We start from the raw sequence: 17745 nt of genomic DNA, 5'->3' as shown, positions 1-17745 counted from the left end.
TTTTAATATCCTGTAATATAGAATCTTTTTTAGGTTCACCGTTAGCTTTTCGCTTTTTATTTTCATGACGCAGACAGGATAATAAGTCTTTTTTCAACTCACCCTTTGGTAATGCTCGTATAGTTGAATAAATCGTTGTATGGCTTACATTCATTGTTTGATCCAAATCAGGAAATGTCTTTAAACGCTTTGCTATTTGCTGAGGAGACCATAAACAACGGATCGCTTCAACAATAAATCTCCAGAGAATTGAGTCGATTTTGAGTTTTCTGTGACCGCGTCTACGTCTAGCGAAGGTGTTATCAGAAGCATATTGAGCTTGATAAACGTCATTGATGCTATTTCTTTTAAGCTCACGATAGATCGTACTAGGATGTCTTTTAATGAGTTCAGCAAATTTTCTGGCTGAAAAGCCTTCTTTTCTTGACTCAAGCATTAATGCAGTACGATCTTCAAAGTTAAGATGATGGTATGACAATTTTATATACTCCATAAACCCTTTAAATTAATTAGGTGGTTTATGTCGCACTTCAAGTTTTACTCTGCCCATTAACTAGAACTCAAAAAGATGGCAACTATTAATTATTGCCATCTTTTTTTGATATAGATCTATGTAATCAGGTTATTTTAATATGTGAGCCTTATTTTATTTAATTAAATATAAATAATTGATATTAGTTTTATTCAACGTATACGGTGATTTTAATTGATTAAAATATTTTAATTACTGAACCACTACCGTTGTTAAATTCAGCTTCATTAATATTTTAAGGAAAAAGTTATAAACGCCACTTAATAACTATTATGGAATCTCAGATGTAGAGCACACGGCTCAAAACTTGGAGATTTTAAAATGTCACATTTCACAGTTGCAGTAGTTACCACCCCTGATGGTGATGTTGTAGATGCCCTAGAACCATTTTACGAATTTGAATGCTCAGGCATTAAAAACAAATATTGCATTTCAGAATCATCATTGGACGAAATTAAAGACCAATACGAATCGACAGAAATCACTTTGATGAAAAACTCAAAGCCTATCTTAGATGATGGTGAAGAACGCTATGCGTTTCTTGACGACCCTCGTTTCGTGCGTGATGCAACAGACTTAGAGCTTGATGCCATCAAAAACAACAAAGGTGATATTTTTGCTGACTTCCCGAACGGCGGTAAGCATTTATCAGTGGTACAGGTCAAAAACGATGATGGTACGTACTCAAGTCGCATTCGTGATTTAGGCATGTTCATTCAATGGCATCAAAAAGATGTGCCATGTACTGAAGTGTTTGAGCTTCAACAGTTCATTAACTGGTATAACGAAAAAGTTACGCCGACTGTTTTGACAGGTGAAAAACCTGATGAAAGTTGGACAGAATGGATAGAGCTTGATGCTGACGGTAAAGTGGTCGATTACTTCACCACCACCAACCCGAATCCGAAATACGATTGGTATGAAATCGGAGGACGTTGGAAAAACATGCTGTTGCGTCTTGATGGACGAAAAGTGGATAGCTGTCCGATTGGTGAGCTAGATTTTGAAACCGAAATCAACCGCTTAAAAACCGAAGCTAACCGTGTTTATGACTATTTTGAGAAGTGTATCGGTGATGCTTCACGTACTTGGCGGTCATGGGCTGATGTTTGGTCTGATGAATCAATCGGATCAGTGAACGATAAGCGTAATTTCTATCACAACCAAGATGCAATCTTATTAATGAAAGCCAATGATACGGATAACTTGTTTTGCATATTCGGACATGAATTTGATGAATTTTTGGTGAGCCGTGAAGAATTCCTAGCTAAAAAATCAGCAAACCCATTCGGTACATACTGTTTCTTAGATGCGACCAGTGGTGATGAAATAGGCGACTGGACAGGTTCAGAGTGTGGCATGTTTGGACAGGATATTCGCAAGGAAGAAGATTGGGAAAACAAAAACCAAGCCTTGCTCAAGAGCTTTCCAAGCGACTATATAATCACGATTGTTGATTGTCATATCTAAAACCCAAACAGGGATAAGCGTAAAACCTTATCCCTTTTCTTTTGGGCATTTTTTAAAACGCATTCGATGTTTTTTAATTGATTAAAAAGTTTTTGAATTTTTAAATTTTAAGAAAAATTAAACAGCTATTGCGCTTTGTATAATGAATATAGATTTAATCACTATCCTAAAGGGCTTTTAATATGTGGAATACATTAGTTTTAATTCGTAAAACCGCAACGTCAAAAGAAATAAAAGACAAAGCTGATATGTATTTAAGCCAGTTAAATACTGCAACCATTTCAGCATCTCTTAAAGCTGAAATACTCTCTTTTATCGAATCTGTTTTAAACGATTAATCAACTTAGGCTCAACGCCTACAACTTGGAGAAACCCCATGAATTACTACAACACATTCACCATTCCATGCAATTTTAAAGTACAGCACATTGAAGATGGTCAATTTGTCGTGTTTTTTGCTGATGGCACTCAGTTAAGTTACCAGATTGAAAACACCAGTAAGGTTAAATGGATTGAACCTGAAGCATTCAGTTTAGAGCAAGTACGCCTAAGCTCAAAAGAGCCAATCAATGCCGATGATATTGACATCATTAAGTATGCTTCATACCGCTTAATTGCTGACACGCCATTGATTGATGATGATGGTAGCAATCCTGAACCTGATTGCCTTTACTGCAAAAAATCTAGTGACACTCTTAACAGCCTCATACTTCAAGTCACTGAAGCACATACCCTCTCATGTTGGCTACTGACATCAAACGGCGTTCATATCCTAGATATTAATGAATTGACTGAAGCTTAATAACAACAACCAGTGAAGCATGTCTATTGCTTCACTGGTTGGCAGTTGAAAACCGCATTCGATGTTTTTTAATTGATTAAAAAAAGGTTTAGAAATTTGGTTGTGGCCAGCGCTAGATCTGGCGCACCAGGATCAATGCTTATTTGTATGGTACCTTAATTGCTTCCATCATTTTAATAGCATCCTCATTACTATTTTTAGCTGCTATCTGTTAAAAGTCGCAGCAAGGACCAGTAAAACAATAATAAAAATAAATAATTTTAAAAAAGTTTTTGGTTTAGGTTCTATCTTAAAATAAACATATTGAAGCAGAAAGCTTAAAACTTGGAGTTGAAATGGTTACTATTAATGAATTACTTAGCAAAAACCTTGATCGCAAATATGGTCCAATTGAAGCGCATGAAGTTATAGAACTTGTTCGTGTAACTCGTGCGCCAGAATCAATAAATAACCCTTCAATGCCATCAGTTAGAATTTCTACTGCAGATCTGCACCATATGGTTGAACAAGCTAAAAAGTTCAATTTGTGGGAAGAATGGTCCACCAAGGTTTTAGCAACTGAGTTGCCATACAACCCTTATCTTAAGCCAGTGTTTACAGGTCATAGTTTCCCACGTTCTAGCATGTCTACTGACAACTACGAAGCATTAGTACGCTCTACGTTAGTGCCGGTGCTACTACCTGAAGATAAAAAGTCTTTTATCAACCTGAATGACAAAGTTATGTCATTTAACAACCTCATGTTTGATATGCCCGATGCGATGGTGAACCATCTCATGACTGGTAAAAAACTTTGGCTATATGCAAAAAATGGGCAAGTGGTCTGGTATACCCGTGCTGAGTATGAGGCGCAAACCAAGTGGAACCAGGCTGAACAGGATGCTAAGAAAAAAATTACTGCATTGTTTGAATTATTCAATGCGCTGCAACAAGCTAAACCGATCTTTGATGCTATCGATCAGAAGAAAAACTTCAGTGCTTTACCGTTCAAATGGTTCACTGGTGTAAAAATTGTAATGTCAGGCTTGTCAGCTGGATCATGGGGCGATGGTGAAAAATCAAATACAGTGACTCACTTGGTTTTTGATGAAGACTACTCAGGATCTAAATTGGTTCGTGAGAAAAACCAGTACTTGTGCTCAGCTGGAGGCTTATTCCCTGCAGATGAAGCAAAGAAAGAATTCAAAATGAAAGTAGGTGAAGTTACCGTGGACACGGTACCGCACCTTGTTACATGTAAAGTGTGCCTAAAACGTATTTTTACGCAACTTGCATTAACTCAATCTAATTAATCAAATTTATAGGGTGTTCATCATGAATAACAAAACAATTGCCAAAAAAATGATTAACCAAGTTAAATCGGTTATCACTGACCCTCAAGCAAAAAGCTTGTTGGCTGCTTATCACGTAGAGACGTCATTTACCCACTTCTACGAAACACACAGCCACATTTACTTGGTTGGTAAAGACATTACTGCAGTCATGGCCAAACATTTTCCATACTTCACGTTTAAGACTCGTGATAACAAGAAAGCCCGTCACGGTATTGGCGATGGCTCAATGTCTGATTGCTTAAACAAGCTGCGCCGTGTGTATCGCTTAGAAATCAAAAAACCGATTAGCGAGAAGTTTATCGCTGAAGCTGGTGCACCGACTTTCACAAAAAGCCAATCTGTAAGTCCTGTTGCTTATTTGATTGATGAAGTTGTGCAACTGTCTTTGCACATTAAAGACTTAAACTGATGAATCATAAAATCAATAACTTACATTAGGTATGATTCAGTAAATTTACATTATAGTTCTAAACTCAATGAACTTTGAGTTTAGATAACCAATCCATTTATGACATAATAGTTGTAAATTTACTTATGTTTGAGTTTACCTATTCCAAATATCCAATAAGTAAATAAAACGGTGATTGCAAGTGATATAAAAATGACTATTGGGGATGGTACTTGCATTGGACTCAACCAAAATCCAAATAAAATACATGCAACAAATGCACTGCTACAAAGAAACAACTTAAAAAATACCACAAGTATTGAATCTGATTTTTTCGTAATATTCATTCAAACTTCCTCTTTGAGTTTACAACTATATTGTTAAAGTTTAGAACATTAATGTCATTTTTGAGACTTTAATGGTCAGTCACAGCGGCGTGAACGCTGGCCGTCCTTTCTGATCCGGCGCGATCCGCGCGACATCAGCCGTATCTGGGTCCTGGAACCGGAGGGACAGCATTACCTGGAAATTCCCTACCGTACCTTGTCGCATCCGGCTGTCACCCTCTGGGAACAACGGCAGGCGCTGGCGAAACTGCGGCAGCAAGGGCGCGAACAGGTGGATGAGTCGGCGCTGTTCCGCATGATCGGCCAGATGCGTGAGATTGTGACCAGCGCGCAGAAGGCCACACGCAAGGCGCGGCGTGACGCGGATCGCCGCCAGCACCTCAAGACATCAGCTCGGCCGGACAAGCCCGTTCCGCCGGATACGGATATTGCCGACCCGCAGGCAGACAACTTGCCACCCGCCAAACCGTTCGACCAGATTGAGGAGTGGTAGCCGTGGACGAATATCCCATCATCGACCTGTCCCACCTGCTGCCGGCGGCCCAGGGCTTGGCCCGTCTTCCGGCGGACGAGCGCATCCAGCGCCTTCGCGCCGACCGCTGGATCGGCTATCCGCGCGCAGTCGAGGCGCTGAACCGGCTGGAAGCCCTTTATGCGTGGCCAAACAAGCAACGCATGCCCAACCTGCTGCTGGTTGGCCCGACCAACAATGGCAAGTCGATGATCGTCGAGAAGTTCCGCCGCACCCACCCGGCCAGCTCCGACGCCGACCAGGAGCACATCCCGGTGTTGGTCGTGCAGATGCCGTCCGAGCCGTCCGTGATCCGCTTCTACGTCGCGCTGCTCGCCGCGATGGGCGCGCCGCTGCGCCCACGCCCACGGTTGCCGGAAATGGAGCAACTGGCTCTGGCACTGCTGCGCAAGGTCGGCGTGCGCATGCTGGTGATCGACGAGCTGCACAACGTGCTGGCCGGCAACAGCGTCAACCGCCGGGAATTCCTCAACCTGCTGCGCTTCCTCGGCAACGAACTGCGCATCCCGTTGGTTGGGGTAGGCACGCGCGACGCCTACCTAGCCATCCGCTCCGATGACCAGTTGGAAAATCGCTTCGAGCCGATGATGCTGCCGGTATGGGAGGCCAACGACGATTGCTGCTCACTGCTGGCCAGCTTCGCCGCTTCGCTCCCGCTGCGCCGGCCTTCCCCAATTGCCACGCTGGACATGGCTCGCTACCTGCTCACACGCAGCGAGGGCACCATAGGGGAACTGGCGCACTTGCTGATGGCGGCGGCCATCGTCGCCGTGGAGAGCGGCGAGGAAGCGATCAACCATCGCACACTCAGCATGGCCTGTCGACAACCTCTCGCGCAACCAAGACATCGCGGTCGGACTGCAAGTGATCTTGAAGCCACGGGCCCGTCCCACCCCGACATGGACCTCGATGCCCGAACGGACGTTAGATTTCGAGTTCTAGGCGTTCTGCGATGAAGGTTGGATCCCAGCCGGGATTGAAAGTGTCGACGTGGGTGAATCCGAGCCGCTCGTATAGGCCACGCAGGTTCGGGTGGCAGTCGAGCCGCAGCTTGGCGCACCCCTGCGTTCGCGCGGCATGGCGGCAAGCCTCGATCAGCGCGGAGCTGACACCCCGGCCCGCATGTGTCCGTCGCACCGCGAGCTTGTGCAGATATGCGGCCTCCCCCTTGAGGGCGTCGGGCCAGAACTCGGGATCCTCGGCCGACAAGGTGCAACAGCCGACGATGCCGTCGCTGCAACTCGCGACTAGGAGCTCGGATCTCAGGACGAAGGTCTCCGCGAATGTCCGGTCGATCCGCGCGACGTCCCAGGCGGGCGTTCCCTTGGCGGACATCCACGCCGCAGCGTCGTGCATCAGCCGCACAACCTCGTCGATATCACCCGAGCAGGCGACCCGAACGTTCGGAGGCTCCTCGCTGTCCATTCGCTCCCCTGGCGCGGTATGAACCGCCGCCTCATAGTGCAGTTTGATCCTGACGAGCCCAGCATGTCTGCGCCCACCTTCGCGGAACCTGACCAGGGTCCGCTAGCGGGCGGCCGGAAGGTGAATGCTAGGCATGATCTAACCCTCGGTCTCTGGCGTCGCGACTGCGAAATTTCGCGAGGGTTTCCGAGAAGGTGATTGCGCTTCGCAGATCTCCAGGCGCGTGGGTGCGGACGTAGTCAGCGCCATTGCCGATCGCGTGAAGTTCCGCCGCAAGGCTCGCTGGACCCAGATCCTTTACAGGAAGGCCAACGGTGGCGCCCAAGAAGGATTTCCGCGACACCGAGACCAATAGCGGAAGCCCCAACGCCGACTTCAGCTTTTGAAGGTTCGACAGCACGTGCAGCGATGTTTCCGGTGCGGGGCTCAAGAAAAATCCCATCCCCGGATCGAGGATGAGCCGGTCGGCAGCGACCCCGCTCCGTCGCAAGGCGGAAACCCGCGCCTCGAAGAACCGCACAATCTCGTCGAGCGCGTCTTCGGGTCGAAGGTGACCGGTGCGGGTGGCGATGCCATCCCGCTGCGCTGAGTGCATAACCACCAGCCTGCAGTCCGCCTCAGCAATATCGGGATAGAGCGCAGGGTCAGGAAATCCTTGGATATCGTTCAGGTAGCCCACGCCGCGCTTGAGCGCATAGCGCTGGGTTTCCGGTTGGAAGCTGTCGATTGAAACACGGTGCATCTGATCGGACAGGGCGTCTAAGAGCGGCGCAATACGTCTGATCTCATCGGCCGGCGATACAGGCCTCGCGTCCGGATGGCTGGCGGCCGGTCCGACATCCACGACGTCTGATCCGACTCGCAGCATTTCGATCGCCGCGGTGACAGCGCCGGCGGGGTCTAGCCGCCGGCTCTCATCGAAGAAGGAGTCCTCGGTGAGATTCAGAATGCCGAACACCGTCACCATGGCGTCGGCCTCCGCAGCGACTTCCACGATGGGGATCGGGCGAGCAAAAAGGCAGCAATTATGAGCCCCATACCTACAAAGCCCCACGCATCAAGCTTTTGCCCATGAAGCAACCAGGCAATGGCTGTAATTATGACGACGCCGAGTCCCGACCAGACTGCATAAGCAACACCGACAGGGATGGATTTCAGAACCAGAGAAAGAAAATAAAATGCGATGCCATAACCGATTATGACAACGGCGGAAGGGGCAAGCTTAGTAAAGCCCTCGCTAGATTTTAATGCGGATGTTGCGATTACTTCGCCAACTATTGCGATAACAAGAAAAAGCCAGCCTTTCATGATATATCTCCCAATTTGTGTAGGGCTTATTATGCACGCTTAAAAATAATAAAAGCAGACTTGACCTGATAGTTTGGCTGTGAGCAATTATGTGCTTAGTGCATCTAACGTTTGACATGAGGGGCGGCCAAGGGCGCCAGCCCTTGGACGTCCCCCTCGATGGAAGGGTTAGGCATCACTGCGTGTTCGCTCGAATGCCTGGCGTGTTTGAACCATGTACACGGCTGGACCATCTGGGGTGGTTACGGTACCTTGCCTCTCAAACCCCGCTTTCTCGTAGCATCGGATCGCTCGCAAGTTGCTCGGCGACGGGTCCGTTTGGATCTTGGTGACCTCGGGATCATTGAACAGCAACTCAACCAGAGCTCGAACCAGCTTGGTTCCCAAGCCTTTGCCCAGTTGTGATGCATTCGCCAGTGACTGGTCTATTCCGCGTACTCCTGGATCGGTTTCTTCTTCCCACCATCCGTCCCCGCTTCCAAGAGCAACGTACGACTGGGCATACCCAATCGGCTCTCCATTCAGCATTGCAATGTATGGAGTGACGGACTCTTGCGCTAAAACGCTTGGCAAGTACTGTTCCTGTACGTCAGCAAGTGTCGGGCGTGCTTCTTCTCCGCCCCACCACTCGACGATATGAGATCGATTTAGCCACTCATAGAGCATCGCAAGGTCATGCTCAGTCATGAGGCGCAGTGTGACGGAATCGTTGCTGTTGGTCACGATGCTGTACTTTGTGATGCCTAACGCCGCCATAAACGGCGACAGGGTGGCGCGCCTATTGCGCATAAAATGGCGAAGCCATGCGCAACAGGCGCGGAATCTCTGGCGTCCGGTTTGATGGCTTTGTTATGCAAAGGACTAGTCTTCAATGACGTGTAAACCACGGCGCTTTAAGTCCTCCAACGAATCCAACATTCCCCTTATTAATTCAACAGGATGCCCCTCCCAGTCTTCAACAACGCCAACAATTCTCAAGGGTTCGCAGGTTCTATAGGACTGTGTTGGATTACCGGGAAATCTTTTGTTCGTAAGATTCGGATCGTCTTCGAACGGTCCTGTTGGCTCAACTATGTATATGTAGCCGCGACCCTCGAGGCCAGACAGTGACATAGCAAGTTCAGCTCCCCAAACTGCTGGCTCCATCAAGGCTGAAAAGTAGATGTGCTTAAGAATACGACCGTCCTCGAAATGAGAGATGAACCCTGTGGTTAGCAAGTCACCAATCGCCAAATTGGCTTTGGTTCCATGATAGAACGGTCCTTGCACCTGCTTGTAATTATCATGAGAGATGGGAATCCAATCTTTTACCATTTTAAGACCCTTAATTGTTGGGATTTGGCTGCATAACTTTGTTTTAGGGCGACTGCCCTGCTGCGTAACATCGTTGCTGCTCCATAACATCAAACATCGACCCACGGCGTAACGCGCTTGCTGCTTGGATGCCCGAGGCATAGACTGTACAAAAAAACAGTCATAACAAGCCATGAAAACCGCCACTGCGCCGTTACCACCGCTGCGTTCGGTCAAGGTTCTGGACCAGTTGCGTGAGCGCATACGCTACTTGCATTACAGCTTACCAACCGAACAGGCTTATGTCCACTGGGTTCGTGCCTTCATCCGTTTCCACGGTGTGCGTCACCCGGCAACCTTGGGCAGCAGCGAAGTCGAGGCATTTCTGTCCTGGCTGGCGAACGAGCGCAAGGTTTCGGTCTCCACGCATCGTCAGGCATTGGCGGCCTTGCTGTTCTTCTACGGCAAGGTGCTGTGCACGGATCTGCCCTGGCTTCAGGAGATCGGAAGACCTCGGCCGTCGCGGCGCTTGCCGGTGGTGCTGACCCCGGATGAAGTGGTTCGCATCCTCGGTTTTCTGGAAGGCGAGCATCGTTTGTTCGCCCAGCTTCTGTATGGAACGGGCATGCGGATCAGTGAGGGTTTGCAACTGCGGGTCAAGGATCTGGATTTCGATCACGGCACGATCATCGTGCGGGAGGGCAAGGGCTCCAAGGATCGGGCCTTGATGTTACCCGAGAGCTTGGCACCCAGCCTGCGCGAGCAGCTGTCGCGTGCACGGGCATGGTGGCTGAAGGACCAGGCCGAGGGCCGCAGCGGCGTTGCGCTTCCCGACGCCCTTGAGCGGAAGTATCCGCGCGCCGGGCATTCCTGGCCGTGGTTCTGGGTTTTTGCGCAGCACACGCATTCGACCGATCCACGGAGCGGTGTCGTGCGTCGCCATCACATGTATGACCAGACCTTTCAGCGCGCCTTCAAACGTGCCGTAGAACAAGCAGGCATCACGAAGCCCGCCACACCGCACACCCTCCGCCACTCGTTCGCGACGGCCTTGCTCCGCAGCGGTTACGACATTCGAACCGTGCAGGATCTGCTCGGCCATTCCGACGTCTCTACGACGATGATTTACACGCATGTGCTGAAAGTTGGCGGTGCCGGAGTGCGCTCACCGCTTGATGCGCTGCCGCCCCTCACTAGTGAGAGGTAGGGCAGCGCAAGTCAATCCTGGCGGATTCACTACCCCTGCGCGAAGGCCATCGGTGCCGCATCGAACGGCCGGTTGCGGAAAGTCCTCCCTGCGTCCGCTGATGGCCGGCAGCAGCCCGTCGTTGCCTGATGTCTTTGCACATTAAAGACTTAAACTGATGAATCATAAAATCAATAACTTACATTAGGTATGATTCAGTAAATTTACATTATAGTTCTAAACTCAATGAACTTTGAGTTTAGATAACCAATCCATTTATGACATAATAGTTGTAAATTTACTTATGTTTGAGTTTACCTATTCCAAATATCCAATAAGTAAATAAAACGGTGATTGCAAGTGATATAAAAATGACTATTGGGGATGGTACTTGCATTGGACTCAACCAAAATCCAAATAAAATACATGCAACAAATGCACTGCTACAAAGAAACAACTTAAAAAATACCACAAGTATTGAATCTGATTTTTTCGTAATATTCATTCAAACTTCCTCTTTGAGTTTACAACTATATTGTTAAAGTTTAGAACATTAATGTCATTTTTGAGACTTTAATGGTCAGTCACAGCAACAAGAAACAGCGCCGATCGCACGATCTGACGTTCAAAACAGTTTCCAGGATCTTTTCAATTGATTTGAGGCTTATATGAATATGCATACGACTCAAAAGAGTGAGAGAGACAAAATGACAAAACGCTGTTCTGTTGATGTGAAGTCACCCTGGTTCTTCATAGAGAACCAAATCCCAAACAAAGATGGCACGGCGTTTATTGTGTGGGATGAATTCTTAGACCATGAAATTAAACCTATCCGCTGGAGCGATAAGATCCGTGACTATGCTTCAGGTGAAGTCGAATGGAGTGGAAGCTTCTTATTTTGGCGATATGATGATGGTACACCAGCTGAATCACCAAGAAGCTATCAGCAATCTTAATTTCTTATATTTCCGAGGGTGTAGCCAATTGATTTTGAGATTTGATCAATCTCTTTAAGGCAAAGGTTTGATTCCTTGAATGCCAGTTCGAGTCTGACCATCCCCGTCATTGCCAACAAATTCCCTCAAATGAATCAATTGAAGACAATCATACCAGCCTCACTAAAATAGTTACGGCTTTGACGTTCTGACTTAGGTTCCCAATCTCTATTTTTCAGATTACATGATCCAGCAGCAATTTTAGCCTTGCCAAACTTACTTTGAATGTTTTGAAACGCCGTCATTAACGCTTGCTCTTTTTCAAGCTGCTCTACGTCAGTTAGTAGGCCGATCGTGCGATGTTCTTCTTTTATCAATTCACACAACATCACGCCACATTTCTTAAACTCTATCCCCTCTTTGTACAATTTATCAATCAGTGATGTGGCAGCTTTAACCAGTTGCATCAAATTGTTTGTAGGTTGGGTAAACGTGTATGTTAACGACTTGCTGTAATACGGTTTTGACTGGTCAAATGGGTTGGATTGCAAGAAAACAATCAGAGATCCGCAAAGCTGGTGTTCATCAACAAGCCGATTGAATGCATTATGGGTATATTTGCTGACGGCTTCTTGAAGAATTGAGAGCTCAGTAATTTTCTGGCCGAAAGATTTGCTCGAGACAATCTGTTGTTTCGCCTTAGGTGAACTTTCAAATTCAAAGCATGACTGGCCAAGCAATTCTAAAATCGTACTTTGCATATTCACATTGAAGAGTTCACGCATTCGATTCGGGTTGGATGTTGCAAGATCCAGCACACTTAAAATCCCCATGTCATTAAGCTTTTTAGCGTACTTTCGCCCAACACCCCATATTTCATCAACTGGCATGGTTTGATAGTAGCTTTCGACATCTACCAGGCTCATTGTCACTAAATTACAGATTCCATTTAATTCTGGATTCTTTTTGGCAAGGTTGTTGGCCATTTTACTTTCAGTCAGTGTTCTACCAACACCTACGCACGTTGTTAAGCCAATAAGCTTATATACTTGATGCCGAATCTCCCGTGCCATTTCAGTAGCATCAAAGTTTTTAGTAAATTGAGTAAATTCTATAAAGCCTTCATCAATGCTGTAAATGCTGTAACAGCTTGGATCTACAAAACCAGATAATATTCCATGAAAACGGCGTGACATTTCGCCATACAGCGCAAAATTGCTCGATAGCACATGAACGTTATGTTTATTGATGATGTCTTGGACCTTAAAGAGTGGCGCACCCATCGGGATTTTTAAGAGTTTAGCTTCAGCGCTTCTCGCAATGATTGTTCCGTCATTAGAGCTTAAGACAACGCATGGTTTACCCTTTAACTTAGGGTTCCAAAATGCTTCCATCGAACAATATGCCGAATTTATATCAACATGAATAAATACCCGGTTTGTCATTTTCGTGCGTCTTTAATGATGTAAGTCACTACGCCCCACACAATCAATTCCTGTTCAGGTTTTAGAAAAATATGTGAGTGCTCTTGGTTTTCTGCTTTAAGCCAAACTGGAGGGATAGATTTTGCATCTGGACCAAAAATTTCATTAATTTCACCAGCTGACATTTGCTTGGTGATCATCAACCGCTTAACGGTAAAGTCTGTTTCTAGCTGAGCAACAATAATATCTAGATGCTTGGCGTCTAAGCTTCTATCGATTATGAGCTTATCGTTAATATCTATACCAGCATTTAGCATGGAACGAGAGCCTACTTTACCAATAAACGTAGAGTACTCATTGGTGATCAGCATTTCGTTGAGATCGACCGACTTTTCAATAAAATCTTGTGCTGGTGATGCAAATCCAGCTGATAATAATTCAGCTGCAATAGGAATTTGTAAAAGCGAGTTAGATTTGACGTGCTCGAGGTCAAGAATATCGCTTATCTTTTTATTTGCACCGCTAAATGCGATAACTTTCGTTTCAGGTTTTCCTGACGTTGAACTGCAAGTAGACATGAAAAAAACCTTACTATGATTTGAGCCCCATTGTATTGAGAGCTGTATGTTTGTTCAAATATTTCTTAAAAGTTACCAATACACAATGGGTTATCCTTGGAGTTAGAATAAAGATCGTCTATCTTATGAATAATAAAATTTACACGTAATATGTCAGAGATGATGCCAATTATTCATTAGACTTCCTTCATAAATCATTTTTCAATCAATTTAATTGTTTATCTTTCACCCAATCTAAATTGTATATGCCAGCAAGTAAATTAAACCGCAGGTTTAATCTTTTACGACGATTTCTATATACACAAGATAAAATCTTAAAACATTTCATCCTTCCAAATACATGCTCTACTTGAATTCGTCTACGACCAATCTCTCTATTTAACTTTTTTAATTCAGAATCTAGTTTTTCAGTTTTCTTTGCTTTAGATGGCATGAGGCATCCAAAACCCAATTTCTTTATCCCTAAATACCCCTTATCAACGATAAAAAAGGGCTTAAATTTTAATTTCCTCATGCTTTTTTTAAATATTTTAAAATCATGCATGCTTCCATGACTTCCACATACACTCAGTATTTCACCTGTTATATAGTGCATAGATAGCTGAAATTTAAAGGTATGTCGCTTTTTTTTACCGCTATACCATTTCTTCTGTTTTTTTTGGACGTTGAACTAATATTTCAGTGGCATCAATCACAACAACTTCCCAATCCACTTCATCTCGATTAGGAAGTTGTTTTGGCAAGTTGAATTTTCCAGAACGGATTAAGGTATCTTCAATAACACGTGTGATACGAATTGCACTCGTTTCAGATACACCGTAACTCATACCAAGATGGAAAAATGTTCGATATTCTCTCCAATATTCTATACATAAGAGCAAACGATCTTCCAACGGTAATTTATGCGGTCGTCCTTTACCAATATGACCAGGTAAATGCTTATTTAGCTCGGCCAACATGAGGTTAAATGTAGCCCAACTAACACCGGTAAGCCTACGAAACTTAACGTCTGATAATTTTTGAATATCTTTGAATTTCATCCAAGGATTATCCCTTGAATTAAATAATTTTGCTGATTAATTTAAGATCAAATAAATTGTACGTTTTTTGACAAGGTGAATTAGATAAGATTAAAGCTCACCAACAAAGTTTAATTAATAAAACGAATGAGTTATCTCAACTAAAAGCCAAATTAGATGAGTCTCTAATTGCTATTGAAAAAATTCAATCTGTTTTAGCTAATGATGAAAATGGTAGTTCTATTTATTCTCGTATATTAGAAGTAACCAATGAAGATAATCTAGATATTTTGGAAGTTGAGTCCGAAAAAATTCACACAGCTTATAGTCAATTATTTGATCGAAATGGTGAGGATACTTCTAAAGTTGATCGAGTAAATTATGTAATTGATAAAATTTTAGATCAATATGACAAATTGTTTGATGAACTAAATGATAATGGTGAAACGAAAGTTAAAGAATACGAAAGAAAAATTAATGAGTTAGTTGCATACTATGACGATTTATTTATTTCTGATGATCCTGATAATAAAAGTAAAAATGAGCAGATAAATTTTCAGTTATCGAGAGTCCAAAATTTTTATGACAAAATTTATGGTAATGAAGAAAAAAACATTACTGCATTAAGTGAAGATTTGGATAAAAGGTTAGAAAATTTAAAAAATGTTGAGGAGCGAGCAAAATCAGTTATTGGATTATCAAGTGAAGCAGGGCTTGCAGGTGGTTTTGTTGTAAAAGGACAAGAAGCCAAAAAAGGACAATTCATCAGTATTATTGTATTTGTATTAGTTGTATTAGCAATTTTTGGATTTAATTTTTATTTGTTTGATAAATCAGATTTTTTGAATATGAAGTGGGATACATTCTTATTCAAATTATTGATCAACGCACCTTTGATTTGGATTGCAACAATTGCGAATATAAATTTAAATCGTTTTTCTAAATTAGAGCAAGAATATTCTCATAAAGAAGCATTGGCTAAATCTTATGAACGGTACAAAACAGAAATTCAAGAGCTTGAAAAGTTAGGAGTTACTGGTTCAGAGGAGCTTAAATTAAAACTTTTAGAAATCAATCTTGAAGCATTTAAAGTTAACCCTGCGGAACATTCTGATAAAGCTAAGCCTGATTTCTCTATATGGGATTTGATTCAGAAGAAAAAAGATGAGAAACTTAGTGAGTAATTGAAGCTCAGGTACATTTTTCTCAATGTATTGGGTAAGCAGAAGTAGAATTCAGTTATTCTGAAATTTACAATTCAAACTGTTAAACTATTTACTTACCAAGATTTTATCCGAATAACTTGTATGTATCAGAACTTACAACATAGCTTTGAAAATAGCGTAATTCTCGTTGTAGAAGATGATTATGATATTGGTGACATTCTTGAAAAATACATAAAAAATGAAAACATGAAGGTCATCCGTGCATTGGATGGACAACAAGCTTTAGAGTGCTTAAAAGCCAACTCTATAGACCTGATTCTCCTTGATATTAAATTACCCAAACTAAATGGCTGGGAAATTCTACAAATCATCCGTCAAACAAGTCATTTACCTGTCATTATGCTGACTGCCTTAGATGATCAAGTGAATAAGATCATGGGGCTAAAAATGGGTGCTGATGATTTTATTATTAAACCATTTAACCCAAATGAAGTGATTGCGCGAATACAAGCCGTACTTAGACGAAGTACAAGCCAAAATACGGAAATAACTAATATTATTCGTTATAAAAATATTGAAATTAATCCAGATCATCATCAAGTTTACATTTCAAATGGTCAAAGAAATCAGCTGCTCAACCTTACGTTAACTGAGTATAAGATACTGGTTTTGATGGCAAAAACACCAAATAAAGTCTTTACACGCAATGAATTGATCCAAAACTGTATGCCTGAAAGTGATGCTTTAGATCGCACTGTAGATAGCCATATCAGCAAATTACGCAAAAAACTTGAAGAAAATTATGTAAATGGTTTATTAATCAATGTCCGTGGCGTGGGGTATCGCTTAGATCAAAATCATGAAATTTAACTTTTTTAAAAATTCAGTTGGAATTAACTTCCAGTTTATTATCATGATGAGCCTACTCAATTTAGGCATTACGCTGTTATCTTTCATGATTGGCTATTTTGTTTATAGCTGGGCGATAAAAATAGGTTTTCTAAATACGCAAGTTATTAATTCAAATGAATTTTCAGTTACCTCTGTTGACTTTATCTGGCTGTTTTTAGTGCTATTAACAGGCTTTTTTCTTTCTACTATCCTCGCCTTTAAATATGGAAAACGCTATACACAGCCAATTAGTGATTTAGCAGATGTTATTCAACAAATTCAACAAGGTAATTTAGCACTCAGAATTAAACAGCCACATCATGATATTCCACATGAAATCAAGTCCCTTATTGAGAACTTCAATGAAATGTCAAACCAACTTGAAGTATCAGTTAAGAATTCAACTGTTTGGAATGCTGCAATTGCACATGAATTACGAACACCTGTGACAATATTACAAGGTCGCTTGCAAGGTATTGTCGATGGTATATTTATTGCCGATCAAGCTTTACACCTAAGCTTATTGAACCAAGTCGAAGGCTTATCTTACCTTGTGGAAGATTTACGGACACTGACACTTATTGAAAATAAACAATTACGTTTAGAACTAGAAAAGACCAATTTAAAAGATAGTATTGAAAAATGTCTGCAGATGTTTAATGAACGGTTTCAGGTTAAAGGTTTAACTATTATTTTAAATTTGACGGATAAATTGGTTTGCGTTGATATAAGAAGGATGGAACAAGTCTTTATTGCATTATTTTCTAATTTTCTAAGATATTCGAATGCTGGACAAATCAATATTACAACGATGGCCACAGCAGAACATTGGCTATTAATGTTTGAAGATGAAGGTCCTGGTATTGATGAATCGCATCTTGCACATCTGTTCAAGCCATTCTATCGTCTGGAAGACTCTAGATCACGTCTAGATGGCGGTACTGGATTAGGCTTGGCAGTGATTGATGCAATTATTGAAGCACACCAAGGTCATATTTATTATTCTAAATCCAAAAACTTAGGTGGCAGCTGTTTTACTATTCAACTAAATCGTATAAATCGTAAGACATCAACTCATTTATAATGTGTTAAGTTCAGATCAATACGGCTTCATT

Annotated in this window: 19 protein-coding genes and 3 pseudogenes; 12 read left to right on the top strand and 10 right to left on the bottom strand. The window is 43.1% G+C overall.

All coding sequences use genetic code 11. From position 1 onward, the window contains the following. Nucleotides 1–436 (bottom strand): annotated as a pseudogene (locus ACEWB7_RS03795) (IS30-like element ISAba125 family transposase); the annotation flags it as partial. Between the two features lie 417 nt (nucleotides 437–853). On the opposite strand from ACEWB7_RS03795, the gene ACEWB7_RS03790 reads away from it, so the two are divergent. The 7 genes and pseudogenes from ACEWB7_RS03790 to ACEWB7_RS03760 all read left to right on the top strand — a co-directional run bounded on the left by ACEWB7_RS03790 (nucleotide 854) and on the right by ACEWB7_RS03760 (nucleotide 6361). Further along, nucleotides 854–2002, top strand: a complete 1149-nt coding sequence (locus tag ACEWB7_RS03790) for a hypothetical protein (protein ID WP_042892727.1) — start codon at nucleotides 854–856, stop codon at nucleotides 2000–2002. 182 nt (nucleotides 2003–2184) lie between these two features. After that, nucleotides 2185–2340 (top strand): hypothetical protein, encoded by a 156-nt coding sequence (locus ACEWB7_RS03785; protein ID WP_005006030.1) that lies wholly within the window; start codon nucleotides 2185–2187, stop codon nucleotides 2338–2340. 38 nt (nucleotides 2341–2378) lie between these two features. After that, complete coding sequence (locus ACEWB7_RS03780) at nucleotides 2379–2804, top strand: hypothetical protein (protein WP_033917496.1); 426 nt, start codon at nucleotides 2379–2381, stop codon at nucleotides 2802–2804. Nucleotides 2805–3139: 335 nt separating this feature from the next. Continuing rightward, nucleotides 3140–4096 carry a hypothetical protein gene (locus ACEWB7_RS03775; RefSeq protein WP_227504909.1) on the top strand — a complete coding sequence of 319 codons (957 nt, stop codon included), beginning with the start codon at nucleotides 3140–3142 and terminating at the stop codon, nucleotides 4094–4096. Between the two features lie 22 nt (nucleotides 4097–4118). Continuing rightward, nucleotides 4119–4547 carry a hypothetical protein gene (locus tag ACEWB7_RS03770; protein WP_033917495.1) on the top strand — a complete coding sequence of 143 codons (429 nt, stop codon included), beginning with the start codon at nucleotides 4119–4121 and terminating at the stop codon, nucleotides 4545–4547. A gap of 411 nt (nucleotides 4548–4958) precedes the next feature. After that, nucleotides 4959–5366 (top strand): annotated as a pseudogene (locus ACEWB7_RS03765) (Mu transposase C-terminal domain-containing protein); the annotation flags it as partial. A gap of 2 nt (nucleotides 5367–5368) precedes the next feature. Next, nucleotides 5369–6361: a TniB family NTP-binding protein gene (locus ACEWB7_RS03760; protein ID WP_001381192.1), complete on the top strand. Its 993-nt coding sequence runs from the start codon at nucleotides 5369–5371 to the stop codon at nucleotides 6359–6361. Here ACEWB7_RS03760 and ACEWB7_RS03755 read toward each other — a convergent pair. From ACEWB7_RS03755 to ACEWB7_RS03735, 5 genes are all read right to left on the bottom strand, one after another. Next, nucleotides 6330–6830 (bottom strand): GNAT family N-acetyltransferase, encoded by a 501-nt coding sequence (locus ACEWB7_RS03755; RefSeq protein ID WP_000376623.1) that lies wholly within the window; start codon nucleotides 6828–6830, stop codon nucleotides 6330–6332. The genes ACEWB7_RS03760 and ACEWB7_RS03755 overlap by 32 nt on opposite strands. 127 nt (nucleotides 6831–6957) lie before the next feature. Further along, nucleotides 6958–7797: a sulfonamide-resistant dihydropteroate synthase Sul1 gene (gene sul1, locus ACEWB7_RS03750; protein WP_000259031.1), complete on the bottom strand. Its 840-nt coding sequence runs from the start codon at nucleotides 7795–7797 to the stop codon at nucleotides 6958–6960. Next, a complete protein-coding gene (locus ACEWB7_RS03745) occupies nucleotides 7791–8138 on the bottom strand; it encodes a quaternary ammonium compound efflux SMR transporter QacE delta 1 (protein ID WP_000679427.1) in 348 nt (115 codons plus the stop codon). Before ACEWB7_RS03745 ends, sul1 begins: the two co-directional genes overlap by 7 nt. A gap of 168 nt (nucleotides 8139–8306) precedes the next feature. After that, nucleotides 8307–8894, bottom strand: a complete 588-nt coding sequence (aac(6')-Ib, locus tag ACEWB7_RS03740) for an AAC(6')-Ib family aminoglycoside 6'-N-acetyltransferase (RefSeq protein ID WP_033917551.1) — start codon at nucleotides 8892–8894, stop codon at nucleotides 8307–8309. Nucleotides 8895–8999: 105 nt separating this feature from the next. Beyond that, a complete protein-coding gene (locus ACEWB7_RS03735) occupies nucleotides 9000–9452 on the bottom strand; it encodes an NAD(+)--rifampin ADP-ribosyltransferase Arr-3 (RefSeq protein ID WP_001749986.1) in 453 nt (150 codons plus the stop codon). Between the two features lie 172 nt (nucleotides 9453–9624). Between ACEWB7_RS03735 and intI1 the strand changes: the two genes are divergently transcribed. Beyond that, complete coding sequence (gene intI1, locus ACEWB7_RS03730; protein ID WP_000845039.1) at nucleotides 9625–10638, top strand: class 1 integron integrase IntI1; 1014 nt, start codon at nucleotides 9625–9627, stop codon at nucleotides 10636–10638. Nucleotides 10639–11324: 686 nt separating this feature from the next. Next, nucleotides 11325–11573: a hypothetical protein gene (locus ACEWB7_RS03725; protein WP_042893682.1), complete on the top strand. Its 249-nt coding sequence runs from the start codon at nucleotides 11325–11327 to the stop codon at nucleotides 11571–11573. 134 nt (nucleotides 11574–11707) lie between these two features. Here the strand turns inward: ACEWB7_RS03725 and ACEWB7_RS03720 are convergent, their stop codons facing one another. The 4 genes and pseudogenes from ACEWB7_RS03720 to ACEWB7_RS03705 form a co-directional block, all read right to left on the bottom strand. After that, the gene (locus ACEWB7_RS03720; protein WP_099143577.1) at nucleotides 11708–12997 is read right to left on the bottom strand and encodes a Y-family DNA polymerase; all 1290 of its coding nucleotides are present in this window, start codon (nucleotides 12995–12997) and stop codon (nucleotides 11708–11710) included. Next, a complete protein-coding gene (gene umuD, locus ACEWB7_RS03715) occupies nucleotides 12994–13554 on the bottom strand; it encodes a translesion error-prone DNA polymerase V autoproteolytic subunit (protein ID WP_099143578.1) in 561 nt (186 codons plus the stop codon). The genes ACEWB7_RS03720 and umuD overlap by 4 nt, the downstream gene beginning before the upstream one ends. Before the next feature lie 205 nt (nucleotides 13555–13759). Beyond that, nucleotides 13760–14152: pseudogene (locus tag ACEWB7_RS03710) on the bottom strand (transposase family protein); the annotation flags it as partial. Nucleotides 14153–14189: 37 nt separating this feature from the next. Continuing rightward, the gene (locus ACEWB7_RS03705; RefSeq protein WP_004730644.1) at nucleotides 14190–14594 is read right to left on the bottom strand and encodes a transposase family protein; all 405 of its coding nucleotides are present in this window, start codon (nucleotides 14592–14594) and stop codon (nucleotides 14190–14192) included. Between the two features lie 269 nt (nucleotides 14595–14863). On the opposite strand from ACEWB7_RS03705, the gene ACEWB7_RS03700 reads away from it, so the two are divergent. The 3 genes from ACEWB7_RS03700 to adeS all read left to right on the top strand — a co-directional run bounded on the left by ACEWB7_RS03700 (nucleotide 14864) and on the right by adeS (nucleotide 17714). Further along, on the top strand, nucleotides 14864–15757 hold the full coding sequence (locus ACEWB7_RS03700; protein ID WP_228154129.1) for a hypothetical protein: 894 nt from the start codon (nucleotides 14864–14866) through the stop codon (nucleotides 15755–15757). 123 nt (nucleotides 15758–15880) lie between these two features. After that, the gene (adeR, locus tag ACEWB7_RS03695) at nucleotides 15881–16609 is read left to right on the top strand and encodes an efflux system response regulator transcription factor AdeR (protein ID WP_020752724.1); all 729 of its coding nucleotides are present in this window, start codon (nucleotides 15881–15883) and stop codon (nucleotides 16607–16609) included. Next, a complete protein-coding gene (gene adeS, locus ACEWB7_RS03690; RefSeq protein ID WP_099143579.1) occupies nucleotides 16599–17714 on the top strand; it encodes a two-component sensor histidine kinase AdeS in 1116 nt (371 codons plus the stop codon). Before adeR ends, adeS begins: the two co-directional genes overlap by 11 nt. Nucleotides 17715–17745: the final 31 nt, after the last annotated feature.

This window comes from Acinetobacter sp. NIOH-H-8 (assembly GCF_046635365.1).
Taxonomy (GTDB): domain Bacteria; phylum Pseudomonadota; class Gammaproteobacteria; order Pseudomonadales; family Moraxellaceae; genus Acinetobacter.
Note: the sequence above shows the minus strand (reverse complement) of the source record. Positions and strands in the feature narration are given on the sequence as shown.

Coding starts and splice junctions, on each gene's coding strand:
- ACEWB7_RS03790 (WP_042892727.1), top strand. CDS start 854: ATGTCACATTTCACAGTTGCAGTAGTTACCACCCCTGATGGTGATGTT.
- ACEWB7_RS03785 (WP_005006030.1), top strand. CDS start 2,185: ATGTGGAATACATTAGTTTTAATTCGTAAAACCGCAACGTCAAAAGAA.
- ACEWB7_RS03780 (WP_033917496.1), top strand. CDS start 2,379: ATGAATTACTACAACACATTCACCATTCCATGCAATTTTAAAGTACAG.
- ACEWB7_RS03775 (WP_227504909.1), top strand. CDS start 3,140: ATGGTTACTATTAATGAATTACTTAGCAAAAACCTTGATCGCAAATAT.
- ACEWB7_RS03770 (WP_033917495.1), top strand. CDS start 4,119: ATGAATAACAAAACAATTGCCAAAAAAATGATTAACCAAGTTAAATCG.
- ACEWB7_RS03755 (WP_000376623.1), bottom strand. CDS start 6,830: ATGGACAGCGAGGAGCCTCCGAACGTTCGGGTCGCCTGCTCGGGTGAT.
- sul1 (WP_000259031.1), bottom strand. CDS start 7,797: ATGGTGACGGTGTTCGGCATTCTGAATCTCACCGAGGACTCCTTCTTC.
- ACEWB7_RS03745 (WP_000679427.1), bottom strand. CDS start 8,138: ATGAAAGGCTGGCTTTTTCTTGTTATCGCAATAGTTGGCGAAGTAATC.
- ACEWB7_RS03735 (WP_001749986.1), bottom strand. CDS start 9,452: ATGGTAAAAGATTGGATTCCCATCTCTCATGATAATTACAAGCAGGTG.
- intI1 (WP_000845039.1), top strand. CDS start 9,625: ATGAAAACCGCCACTGCGCCGTTACCACCGCTGCGTTCGGTCAAGGTT.
- ACEWB7_RS03725 (WP_042893682.1), top strand. CDS start 11,325: ATGACAAAACGCTGTTCTGTTGATGTGAAGTCACCCTGGTTCTTCATA.
- ACEWB7_RS03720 (WP_099143577.1), bottom strand. CDS start 12,997: ATGACAAACCGGGTATTTATTCATGTTGATATAAATTCGGCATATTGT.
- umuD (WP_099143578.1), bottom strand. CDS start 13,554: ATGTCTACTTGCAGTTCAACGTCAGGAAAACCTGAAACGAAAGTTATC.
- ACEWB7_RS03705 (WP_004730644.1), bottom strand. CDS start 14,594: ATGAAATTCAAAGATATTCAAAAATTATCAGACGTTAAGTTTCGTAGG.
- adeR (WP_020752724.1), top strand. CDS start 15,881: ATGTATCAGAACTTACAACATAGCTTTGAAAATAGCGTAATTCTCGTT.
- adeS (WP_099143579.1), top strand. CDS start 16,599: ATGAAATTTAACTTTTTTAAAAATTCAGTTGGAATTAACTTCCAGTTT.